Raw genomic sequence first — 11,748 nt, forward strand, 5'->3', positions numbered from 1 at the left:
TAATGGGAGGCGGGATAATATGATGAAATTAAAATTTTATTTAGTATACCTTTGGTATAAAGTATTGTTGAAATTAGGAATTAAGACCGATGAAATTTATTACATCGGTGGAAGTGAAGCGTTGCCACCACCGTTAACGAAAGAAGAAGAGGAAGTTCTTTTGAATAAATTGCCAAAAGGAGATCAGGCAGCAAGATCGTTACTGATTGAACGCAACTTACGGTTAGTTGTATATATAGCAAGAAAGTTTGAAAATACAGGGATAAATATTGAAGATTTGATTAGTATAGGAACAATCGGCCTTATTAAAGCAGTGAATACATTTAATCCGGAAAAGAAAATAAAATTAGCGACATATGCCTCACGTTGTATAGAAAATGAAATTTTAATGCATTTGCGTCGGAATAATAAAAATCGTTCAGAAGTTTCTTTTGACGAACCGCTTAACATCGATTGGGATGGGAATGAACTTTTGTTATCAGATGTATTAGGTACAGATGATGATATTATTACAAAAGATTTAGAAGCTACTGTAGATCGTCATCTTCTAATGAAAGCATTGCATCAATTAAATGATCGTGAAAAACAAATTATGGAACTTCGGTTTGGGCTTGCTGGAGAAGAGGAAAAGACGCAAAAAGATGTGGCGGATATGCTTGGGATTTCACAGTCATACATTTCGCGTTTAGAAAAAAGAATCATAAAAAGATTACGAAAAGAATTTAATAAAATGGTGTAAAGAATAAGACCAGCCGTTATCTAGGCTGGTCTTATTCTCTTTCGTTGTATGAGAAGAGACAACGAAAATGAAAAATGAAGAGAAAACCGCATGCATAAAATCCCCTTCAAAGGAAATACTTTACACTGTACAGCAACTCCCGATAGGAGGGAACACTTTGACGAGAAACAAAGTAGAAATTTGCGGTGTTGATACAGCTAAACTTCCCGTACTAAAAAATGATGAAATGCGTAAATTATTTCGTGAAATGCAAAGTGGAGAGATAAGCGCAAGAGAGAAATTAGTGAATGGAAACTTACGTCTTGTACTGAGCGTCATCCAAAGATTTAATAACAGAGGAGAATATGTTGACGATTTATTTCAAGTTGGTTGCATCGGACTTATGAAATCCATTGATAACTTTGATTTAGGCCAAAATGTAAAATTTTCAACGTATGCTGTGCCGATGATTATTGGGGAAATACGCAGATATTTGCGTGATAATAATCCGATTCGCGTATCTCGATCATTACGAGATATTGCGTATAAAGCGTTACAAGTAAGAGAGAAATTGATTGCAGAAAATTCAAAAGAGCCAACAGCAATGGATATTGCAAAAGTGCTTGAAGTGACTCATGAAGAAATTGTTTTTGCATTAGATGCGATTCAAGATCCAGTTTCATTATTTGAACCGATTTATAACGATGGGGGAGATCCTATCTTTGTTATGGATCAGTTAAGTGATGAAAAACAAAAGGACGAGCAGTGGGTTGAAGAGTTAGCACTGAAAGAAGGGATGAAGCGTTTAAATGATCGTGAGAAAATGATTATTCGAAAACGTTTCTTTCAAGGAAAGACACAAATGGAAGTTGCAGAAGAAATTGGGATTTCTCAAGCACAAGTGTCACGTTTAGAGAAATCAGCTATTAAACAAATGAATAAGACGATTCAAGGATAAGGTTTCACCATTTATGGTGAAACCTTTTTATATGTAATATAGTTTGTCTTCGCTCATAGTAGGGAAGCTGTGTTCATATAATGAAAATAATATGGGATTAGTAGAGGGTGCTTCCTGTTAATTTGAGAAACAGTGTTTTTTCAATTCGTCATATATAAGGGAGAGGATGAAAATGATAAGAATTTCGGAGTTGCAGATGAAAGAGATAATAAATGTTTCAGATGGAAAAAGGCTTGGGAATATTGGAGATATTGAAATTGATATGAACACAGGGAAGATCGGGTCTATTATTATTTCCAAACAGGCACGTATGTTAGGGATCTTTGGGAAGGATGTAGAAATTGTAATTCCTTGGGAGGAAATTATGAAAATTGGGGAAGATGTCATACTTGTTAGAGTAAATCCTGTTAATTCTGTAACAGAATCAATACAAACACCGACAATTTCATAAAGAATATTACAAATTCCTCTTTTTTTTCTGTTGGTATTATGAAAAAATAAAAGTATGGTAAAATAGACAGGAAGTACCATGCTTTTTTATGTTATTTTAATTAAAAGGAGTCACTTTATGAGACAACCATTTAAATATGTGGACGGTATACTGTATTTACAAGCGTGGAAAGAACTTGGAAACATTACTGCTGGATTTACGACAAAAGATGGTGGGGTAAGTACGGGCTCCTTTCATGCGATGAATTTAGGATTACATGTGAATGATATCGTGGAGAACGTTCATGAAAACAGACGCATTTTAGCAAATAAGTTACAAAAACCATTAGAAAACTGGATTTGCTCTGAACAAGTTCATGATCATCATGTTGAAAAAGTAGGACAACAGGAAAAAGGAAGTGGCGTCTATTCATATGAAGACGGCATTTCAAAAACAGATGGCATTTATACGACTAATAATGATGTTCTTCTAACATCATGTTACGCGGATTGTGTTCCACTCTATTTTTATGCACCATCACATGGTATGATAGGACTTGCGCATGCTGGATGGAAAGGGACTGTAAAAGAGATTGCAAAGGAAATGATTCAAAAATGGAATGCAGAAGGGATTTCAAGTGATGAAATTCATGTTGCAATTGGACCAGCAATTGGATCTTGTTGTTACGTTGTTGATGATCGAGTATTAACAGCAGCAGAGCAAGTAGTAAACGGCTCTGTCCCTTATAAAAAAATTTCTGATGGGCAGTACGCAATTAATTTAAAAGAAATTAATCGTATATTATGTGTACAATCAGGCATAAAAGAAGAGAATATTGTAATGTCATCTCTTTGTACAAGCTGTGAAGAACAACTATTTTTCTCTCATCGTCGTGATCAAGGTAAGACAGGAAGAATGTTGAGTTTCATAGGTTTTAAGGAGGAAAAAAGCAAGTGACAGTACAAAAAAATTTAACAACTGTAAATGAAGCAATTAAACAATCTTGCGTACGAGCGGGACGTTCGTTGCAAGATATTAAACTCGTTGCGGTTACAAAAACGGTAGGAATTGAAAAAACAAACGAAGTAATTGAAGCTGGAATTATCGATTTAGGTGAAAATAGAAATGAAAGTTTCTTACAGAAGTACGAACATTTCGGTTCAAAAGTGAATTGGCATTTTATTGGATCATTACAAACGAGAAAAGTAAAAGAAATCATTAATGAAATTGATTATTTACATTCGTTAGATCGTCTTTCACTTGCAAAAGAAATTCAAAAACGTGCTGATAAGAAAGTGAAATGTTTTATTCAAGTAAAAACATCATCTGAAGAATCAAAGCAAGGATTGGCAATAGAAGAAACCGTTTCTTTTATTCAAAGTTTGCAAGAATTGGATAAGATTGAAGTGGTTGGACTAATGACAATGGCTCCGTTTACAGAAGAAGAGGAAGAAATCAGACGCTGTTTTAAGGAGTTATGTATGCTACAAACAGAGGTGCAGGAGCTAGAATTATTACATGCGCCATGTAAAGAATTATCAATGGGAATGTCTAACGATTACACGATTGCAATTGAAGAAGGTGCTACATATATTCGTTTGGGGACGATTTTAGTAGGAAAAGCGTAAAAGGAAGGAGAATCTTATTATGAGTTGGTCAAAAGTAAAATACTTCTTTTTTGATACACCGGAAGAAAAAGAAGCAGCTCAATATAGTTATGAAAAGGAGCAAACAGACATGAAGAAGCAGCAAGATCCGCCAGAACAACAAGATGTTGCGTTTCCAAAAGCGCAACCGAAACAAAATGTTGTGAGCATTGAAACGGCAAAGCAATCTTCAAAAGTTGTTTTATTAGAACCACGCACATATTCGGAAGCACAAGGGATTTCGGACCATTTAAAAGGTAGACGAGCTGTTGTGATTAATTTACAACGAATGTCTACTGATCAAGCTGTACGTATCGTTGACTTTTTAAGTGGTACTGTATACGCTATAGGCGGGGACATTCAAAAAATAGGACCGAAAACATTTATGTGTACCCCTGAAAATGTAGATATTGTTGGTGCAATTTCAGAGTTATTCGGTGAAGAAGAAGACACAAATATAAAGAGGTGGTAATACGCCATGGTAACAGTTTTAAACGTTTTAATTACTGCTATCGAGATCTACTCGTGGGCACTTATTATTTACATTCTTCTATCATGGTTCCCTGGTGCAAAGGAATCAACTTTTGGAGAAATTCTTGCACGTATTTGTGAACCGTATTTAGAACCATTTCGCAGATTTATTCCGCCGCTTGGTATGATTGATATCTCTCCACTCGTTGCGATTTTTGCGTTAAAGCTTGCTACGAATGGTTTAGTAAGTATATTCCGCTATTTCTTATAGTAAGAGGTTAAATACATGAGCATCTATGAACATTTCAGACCCGATGAAGAGGTCTTTGTGGATAAGGTGTTAGAGTGGAAGCGAGCAGCGGAGTACCATCAAGTGAAGTTAACAGACTTCCTTGATCCAAGACAACAACAAATTGTCACTATGGTAATAGGTCAAGGGGATGTTGCGGTACAGTTTGATGGTGCAACGCCTCATGCAGAGCGTAAAAGAGCACTCATTTATCCAGATTATCTAGAAGTGAATGAAGAGGAATTTCAAGTAGAAGTATTGGAAATTGACTATCCTTCCAAGTTTTATACGCTAGAACATAGGCAAATATTAGGTACATTTATGTCTCTTGGTTTAACGAGAGAAAAATGTGGTGATATTTTGCTTCAAGAAGATCGTGCCCAAATTGTAGTCGCGAAAGAAGTTGTATCTTATATTGAGATGAACTTACAATCTATAGGGAAAGTGAAAGTCTCCTTATCACCAGTGCAAGGAGAAAAAATTCTACAGATGCAAGAAACGTGGGGAGAGAAATCTGGAACGGTTTCTTCACTTCGTTTAGATGTTATGTTAGCTGAAATGTTACATATATCCAGACAAAAAGTACAACCTTTCATAAAAAATGGTTTAGTAAAAGTTAATTGGAAAACAGTGGAGCAAACTTCTTATGAATGTTATTCAGGAGATGTTTTTTCAGTGAGAGGATATGGACGAAGTAAATTGTTTTCTGTAGAAGGTAGAACAAAGCGCGACAAATGGAGAATTTTGTATGGTATACTAAAATGATTGGTTTTTTAGAAGGAAATCCTCCTATTTTGTCGAAGAAAAGATATAATTGAAAGAGGAAATTTAGATAACTACTTGGAGGTGGCGTTGTGCCGTTAACACCATTAGATATTCATAACAAAGAATTTGGTCGCGGATTCCGTGGCTATGATGAAGATCAAGTAAATGAGTTTCTTGATCAAATTATCAAAGATTATGAATTAGTCATTCGTGAGAAAAAAGCTTTAGAAGAAAAAGTTGCGCAATTAGAAGGGAAGTTAGATCATTTCTCTAATATTGAAGATACGTTAAACAAATCTATCATCGTTGCACAAGAAGCAGCGGAAGAAGTAAAACGTAATGCGCAAAAAGAAGCAAAATTAATCGTACGTGAAGCTGAAAAGAATGCAGACCGTATTATTAACGAAGCGTTAGTAAAATCAAGAAAAGTTGCTTTTGATATTGAAGAGCTAAAGAAACAAGCGAAAGTATTCCGCACTCGTTTCCGTATGTTATTAGAAACACAGCTTGAAATGTTAAACAACGATGATTGGGATAAACTAATTGAGTTAGAAGACGAAGTAGATGAACTGTTGAAAAAAGAAGAAACAGTGTAAGCTTGACGTTTTTCTCATTATTACATATAATTTTAAACAACATATTTATTAAGAAAAACGAAGATAGGGATAAGTACCTTTTTCATACCTTATATAGCGAACTGAGGATGGTGTAAGCTCAGGATAAGGAGATAATGGGAATATCACCCTGGAGTTCCGCGCTGAACAAATAGAGTAAGCGTAGGCGTATATTCGCGTTAAGAATATAAAGAGGATTGTATACATACGTATAGGATCTACTAGGGTGGTACCGCGGGAGACTTTCTCGTCCCTTTTTGGGATGAGAAGGTCTCTTTTTTATTCCGTTTTTTAAGTGTTTCTTTTATACATGTAAGGAGGAATTGAGCATGGAGTACAAAAATACATTACTAATGCCAAAAACAGAGTTCCCAATGCGTGGGAATTTACCAAAACGTGAGCCTGCAATGCAAGAACAGTGGGCTGAAATGAATATTTATGAAAAGGTACAAGAACATACGAAAGGTCGTCCTTTATTTGTACTGCATGATGGACCTCCATATGCGAATGGTGACATTCATATGGGACATGCATTAAATAAAGTGTTAAAAGACTTTATTGTTCGTTATAAATCAATGACTGGTTACTGCGCACCATATGTACCGGGTTGGGATACACACGGTTTACCAATTGAGCAAGCTTTAACAAATAAAGGTGTAAAGCGTAAAGAAATGACAGTTGCTGAGTTCCGTAAGTTATGTGCAGAGTATGCATATGAACAAGTAGAACGTCAACGTGAACAATTTAAGCGTTTAGGTGTACGTGCAGATTGGGATAACCCATATATTACTTTAGAGCCGGCTTATGAAGCGCAACAAATTAAAGTGTTCGGTGATATGGCGAAAAAAGGTTATATCTATAAAGGACAGAAACCAGTTTACTGGTCTCCAACGAGTGAATCAGCTTTAGCAGAAGCTGAAATTGAATACCAAGATAAAAAATCAGCATCTATTTACGTAGCATTTCCTGTAAAAGACGGAAAGAACGTATTAGAAGGTGATGAGAAATTCATTATCTGGACAACAACACCTTGGACGTTACCTGCAAACTTAGGTATTTCTGTTCACCCAGAACTTGAATACGCTATTGTAAAAGTAAATGATGAAAAATATATTATTGCTTCTGAACTATTTGAGACAGTTGCAAAAACGTTAGAGTGGGAAAATGCTGAAGTTGTGAAAACGGTAAAAGGTAGCGAACTTGAGTATACAGTTGCAAAACATCCATTCTACGATCGTGATTCATTAGTTATGCTAGGAGATCACGTAACAACAGATGCAGGTACAGGTTGTGTTCATACAGCACCAGGACACGGGGAAGATGACTTCGTTGTTGGTAAAAAGTATGGATTAGAAGTACTTTGCCCAGTTGATGATAAAGGTGTATTAACAAATGAAGCACCTGGATTTGAAGGCTTATTCTATGATAAAGCTAACAAGCCAATTACAGAAAAATTAGAAGAAGTAGGCGCGTTACTGAAACTAACATTCATTACGCATTCATACCCACATGATTGGAGAACGAAAAAACCAATTATTTTCCGTGCGACAGCACAGTGGTTTGCATCTATTGAAGCGTTCCGTAAAGAATTATTAGAAGCTGTTGCGGAAACAAAATGGGTACCAGCATGGGGAGAAACTCGTCTTCATAATATGGTTCGTGACCGTGGTGACTGGTGTATTTCTCGTCAGCGTGCATGGGGTGTGCCAATCCCTGTATTCTATGCAGAGAATGGTGATCCAATTATTACAGATGAAACAATTAACCATGTAGCAGATTTATTCCGTGAGCACGGTTCTAACGTATGGTTTGAGCGTGAAGCGAAAGATCTATTACCAGAAGGATTTACACATACAGGTAGCCCAAATGGTGAATTCCGTAAAGAAACAGACATCATGGATGTATGGTTCGATTCAGGTTCTTCTCACCAAGCAGTATTAGAAGAGCGCGAAGACTTACAACGTCCAGCTAATTTATATTTAGAAGGATCTGACCAGTATCGTGGTTGGTTTAACTCTTCATTATCAACAGCAGTTGCTGTAACAGGTAAAGCTCCATATAAAGGCGTACTAAGCCACGGTTTCGTATTAGATGGTGAAGGACGTAAAATGAGTAAGTCGATTGGAAATATCGTCGTACCGAAGAAAATTATGGATCAATTAGGTGGAGATATTTTACGCTTATGGGTATCTTCTGTTGACTATCAATCTGATGTACGTATTTCAGATGATATTTTAAAACAAGTAGCAGAAGTGTATCGTAAAATCCGTAACACATTCCGTTTCTTATTAGGAAACTTAGATGACTTTAAGCCAAGTGAAAATACAGTAGCTGTAGCTGAACTTCGTGAAGTAGATCGTTACATGTTAGTGAAATTAAATGACTTAATTACAAAAGTAAAAGAAGCATATGAAACATACGACTTCGCTGCTGTGTATCATGCAATTCATAACTTCTGTACAATTGATTTAAGTTCATTCTACTTAGACTTTGCAAAAGACATTTTATACATTGAAGGTGCAAACCATGAAGAGCGTCGTGCAATTCAAACTGTATTATATGATGTTCTTGTTGCATTGACGAAACTTGTAACACCAATCTTACCGCATACAGCTGATGAAGTATGGCCATATATTCCGGGTGTAACAGAAGAAAGTGTACAATTAACTAATATGCCAGAAGCTGTACAATTAGATGGTGCGGAAGCATTAAAAACAAAATGGGATGCATTTATGACGCTGCGTGATGACGTATTAAAAGCGTTAGAAGTAGCTCGTAATGAGAAAGTAATCGGTAAGTCATTAAATGCAAGTATTACGCTATATCCGACTGTAGAAATGAAAACTATGTTAGAGTCTATTAGCGAAGACTTAAAGCAATTATTCATCGTTTCTGAGTATAAACTTGGTGGTATGATGGAAGAAGCGCCAGCAGATGCGCCGAAGTATGAGCATACAGCGGTTGTTGTTGCTCAAGCAACTGGTGAAACATGTGAACGTTGTTGGGTAGTTTCAGAAACAATTGGTAAAGACGCTGAACATGAAACATTATGTGAGCGTTGTGCAACAGTTGTTAAAGAAAACTATGTAAAATAATAAAAAAACTGACTGTGCGTAAGTACAGTCAGTTTTTTTATTGATGATATATTAAAATAACTTCCACTCTCTTTCCTATGAAGGAAAAATGTGTGTGAGGTAAGCATAGAAATTTCGGACACACTAATCGTACATTGCAGCTGGGAGGAATGTACACGTGAATGAAATGTATATGGAAATCAAAGAAGAATTGCAATTGATGCGAAAAGAGTTACAAGAGAGGCTAGCTAAAGAGGTCATGCACAAATATGATACAGAGTTTAGCGAAGAGCTTGGATATGAAATTAAGGAAGAGATAAAGAAAAAACTCCTATTACATGATATAAAAGAGGACTTAAAAGATGTAGAACGTGCATTATTTAAAATGGAAATAGATATGTATGGTATTTGTGAAGAAACGGGGAGAGCAATTTCGGTAAAACAAATGAAGACGATGCCGACTGCCCGTACCATTCATGAATTTTTCTATGAAAAAGTAAATGTATGAATGCGCACAACGATATTATATTACCTTTTTTTAATTTATTTTATTCTTCTATAAAGGTTCATTGTGAAAAGGTTGCAGCTATGCTAAAATTTTGAGGTACACTGTCTTTGTGGGGGAAATGAAAATGATATATTATGTAATAGCGTTATTTGTCATTGCCATCGATCAAATATCGAAATGGCTAATTGTAAAGAACATGGAATTGGGTACGAGCATTCCGATTATCGATAATGTATTATACATAACATCACATCGAAATAGAGGAGCTGCCTGGGGGATTTTAGAAAATAAAATGTGGTTTTTCTACATTATTACAGTCGTTTTTGTAGTATTTATTGTAATTTATATGCAAAAATATGCGAAAACAGACAAACTTCTAGGGATTTCATTAGGTCTAATATTAGGCGGAGCAATTGGTAATTTCATTGATCGTGTATTTAGACAAGAAGTAGTGGATTTCATTCACGTGTATATTTTCTCGTACAACTATCCAGTATTCAATATAGCTGATTCAGCATTATGTATTGGTGTTGTATTAATTATTATTCAAACATTATTAGAAGGCAAGAAAACGAAGGAGTAATTGAATGAGTGAAGTAGTACAAGTAACAGTTGCAGAAGAACAAAAAAGTGAGCGAATTGATAAATTCGTTGCAGAAATAAACAGTGAATGGTCACGTTCACAAGTACAACAATGGATTAAAGATGATGTCGTTACAGTTAATGGAAAATCGGTAAAAGTGAATTATAAAGTTAAAGAAAACGATGAAATTACAGTAACGATTCCTGATCCAGAAGAGTTAGATATCCAAGCAGAAGATATGGGCTTAGAAATTTATTATGAAGATGCAGATGTACTCGTTGTAAATAAGCCACGTGGTATGGTTGTACATCCAGCTCCAGGGCATACAAGCGGTACGCTTGTAAACGGACTTATGCACCATTGTACAGACCTGTCAGGTATTAACGGTGTAATGCGTCCTGGTATTGTGCATCGTATTGATAAAGATACATCTGGACTATTAATGGTTGCTAAAAATGATGTGGCGCATGAGTCACTTGTAAATCAACTTGTAGCAAAAACAGTAACAAGACGTTACAAAGCGATTGTACACGGTGTGATTCCGCATGATAAAGGAACGATCGATGCGCCAATTGGTCGCGATAAGAAAGAACGTCAAAGCATGACAGTTGATGAAAATGGTAAGAATGCTGTTACGCACTTCCAGGTGTTAGAACGCTTTAAAGATTTTACACTTGTAGAATGTCGCTTAGAAACGGGACGTACGCACCAAATTCGTGTTCATATGAAATATATTGGCTATCCACTTGCAGGAGATCCGAAGTATGGTCCGAAGAAAACATTAGACATGAATGGACAAGCACTTCACGCAGGTATTTTAGGGTTTGACCATCCTCGTACTGGTGAATATATTCAGTTTGAGGCACCGATTCCAGAAGTGTTTGAAGACGCATTAAATATTTTACGGAAATAGTATTGACAAATCATAAGAAAACTGAGATACTGACAACAGTTAAATAATGATCCTTTAACACAGCCCCGTGAGGTTGAGAAGGTAACGGTTTGAAATACATAGGGTATGCTGTACCCTTTTTCAAAAGTCCTCTCGCACACGCTGAGAGGACTTTTTTTATACCATTACTCTCACGCAAGAAAAAAAGCTTGGAGGTGTAGAGCATGCAAGAGAAAGCTGTCGTTTTAGATGACCAAATGATTCGCCGCGCTTTAACACGAATTAGTCATGAAATCGTGGAACGAAATAAAGGTGTCGATAATTGTGTTCTTGTCGGAATTAAAACTCGTGGAATTTTTATTGCACAACGTTTGGCAGAACGAATTGGTCAAATTGAAGGAAAAGAAATGGAAGTTGGAGAGCTAGATATTACGTTATATCGTGATGATCTAACACTACAATCGAAAAATGAAGAACCACTTGTAAAAGGTTCTGATATCCCTGTAGATATTACGAAGAAAAAAGTTATCCTGGTGGATGATGTATTATATACAGGAAGAACAGTTCGAGCAGCAATGGATGCTCTTATGGATTTAGGTAGACCATCACAAATCCAATTGGCGGTTCTTGTTGATAGAGGTCATCGTGAACTACCAATTCGCGCTGATTATGTAGGAAAGAACATTCCAACATCAAGTGAAGAGCGTATCGAAGTTGATTTGCAAGAGACAGATCAACAAGATCGAGTAAGCATATACGATAAGTAAAGCCCTTTTAAATGTAGTCCTGTGAGGCTGCCA

General features: G+C 36.1%; 14 protein-coding genes and 1 other annotated feature. All 14 genes read left to right on the top strand.

From position 1 onward, the window contains the following. Positions 1-19 precede the first annotated feature (19 nt). On the top strand, positions 20-739 hold the full coding sequence (gene sigE / locus MNO09_RS10305; protein WP_000976947.1) for an RNA polymerase sporulation sigma factor SigE: 720 nt from the start codon (positions 20-22) through the stop codon (positions 737-739). A gap of 157 nt (positions 740-896) precedes the next feature. Beyond that, a complete protein-coding gene (gene sigG / locus MNO09_RS10310; RefSeq protein ID WP_000197753.1) occupies positions 897-1,676 on the top strand; it encodes an RNA polymerase sporulation sigma factor SigG in 780 nt (259 codons plus the stop codon). 172 nt (positions 1,677-1,848) lie between these two features. Then, the gene (locus tag MNO09_RS10315; protein ID WP_000619414.1) at positions 1,849-2,127 is read left to right on the top strand and encodes a YlmC/YmxH family sporulation protein; all 279 of its coding nucleotides are present in this window, start codon (positions 1,849-1,851) and stop codon (positions 2,125-2,127) included. Between the two features lie 117 nt (positions 2,128-2,244). Continuing rightward, positions 2,245-3,063, top strand: a complete 819-nt coding sequence (pgeF, locus tag MNO09_RS10320) for a peptidoglycan editing factor PgeF (RefSeq protein ID WP_001249693.1) — start codon at positions 2,245-2,247, stop codon at positions 3,061-3,063. Further along, positions 3,060-3,734, top strand: a complete 675-nt coding sequence (locus MNO09_RS10325) for a YggS family pyridoxal phosphate-dependent enzyme (protein ID WP_000218035.1) — start codon at positions 3,060-3,062, stop codon at positions 3,732-3,734. The genes pgeF and MNO09_RS10325 overlap by 4 nt, the downstream gene beginning before the upstream one ends. Before the next feature lie 19 nt (positions 3,735-3,753). Beyond that, positions 3,754-4,224 carry a cell division protein SepF gene (locus MNO09_RS10330; protein ID WP_000119131.1) on the top strand — a complete coding sequence of 157 codons (471 nt, stop codon included), beginning with the start codon at positions 3,754-3,756 and terminating at the stop codon, positions 4,222-4,224. A gap of 6 nt (positions 4,225-4,230) precedes the next feature. Further along, positions 4,231-4,494: a YggT family protein gene (locus tag MNO09_RS10335; protein WP_000259081.1), complete on the top strand. Its 264-nt coding sequence runs from the start codon at positions 4,231-4,233 to the stop codon at positions 4,492-4,494. A gap of 15 nt (positions 4,495-4,509) precedes the next feature. Then, entirely contained in the window at positions 4,510-5,277 is a 768-nt protein-coding gene (locus tag MNO09_RS10340; protein ID WP_000029705.1) for a YlmH family RNA-binding protein, read from the top strand. 89 nt (positions 5,278-5,366) lie between these two features. Next, a complete protein-coding gene (gene divIVA, locus MNO09_RS10345) occupies positions 5,367-5,873 on the top strand; it encodes a septum site-determining protein DivIVA (protein ID WP_001131609.1) in 507 nt (168 codons plus the stop codon). Positions 5,874-5,924: 51 nt separating this feature from the next. Next, positions 5,925-6,149, top strand: a binding site (T-box leader). A 71-nt stretch (positions 6,150-6,220) separates the two neighbouring features. Continuing rightward, positions 6,221-8,986: an isoleucine--tRNA ligase gene (ileS2, locus tag MNO09_RS10350; protein ID WP_000455965.1), complete on the top strand. Its 2,766-nt coding sequence runs from the start codon at positions 6,221-6,223 to the stop codon at positions 8,984-8,986. 157 nt (positions 8,987-9,143) lie between these two features. Beyond that, a complete protein-coding gene (locus MNO09_RS10355) occupies positions 9,144-9,473 on the top strand; it encodes a TraR/DksA C4-type zinc finger protein (RefSeq protein ID WP_001004658.1) in 330 nt (109 codons plus the stop codon). A gap of 124 nt (positions 9,474-9,597) precedes the next feature. Continuing rightward, complete coding sequence (gene lspA / locus MNO09_RS10360) at positions 9,598-10,056, top strand: lipoprotein signal peptidase LspA (protein WP_000642186.1); 459 nt, start codon at positions 9,598-9,600, stop codon at positions 10,054-10,056. A gap of 4 nt (positions 10,057-10,060) precedes the next feature. Continuing rightward, entirely contained in the window at positions 10,061-10,969 is a 909-nt protein-coding gene (locus MNO09_RS10365) for an RluA family pseudouridine synthase (RefSeq protein ID WP_000005846.1), read from the top strand. 203 nt (positions 10,970-11,172) lie between these two features. Continuing rightward, on the top strand, positions 11,173-11,715 hold the full coding sequence (gene pyrR, locus MNO09_RS10370) for a bifunctional pyrimidine operon transcriptional regulator/uracil phosphoribosyltransferase (protein ID WP_001156490.1): 543 nt from the start codon (positions 11,173-11,175) through the stop codon (positions 11,713-11,715). The last annotated feature ends 33 nt before the right edge of the window (positions 11,716-11,748 follow it).

Source organism: Bacillus sp. N5-665, assembly GCF_022637375.2.
In the GTDB taxonomy this organism is placed as follows: Bacteria; Bacillota; Bacilli; order Bacillales; family Bacillaceae_G; genus Bacillus_A; species Bacillus_A wiedmannii.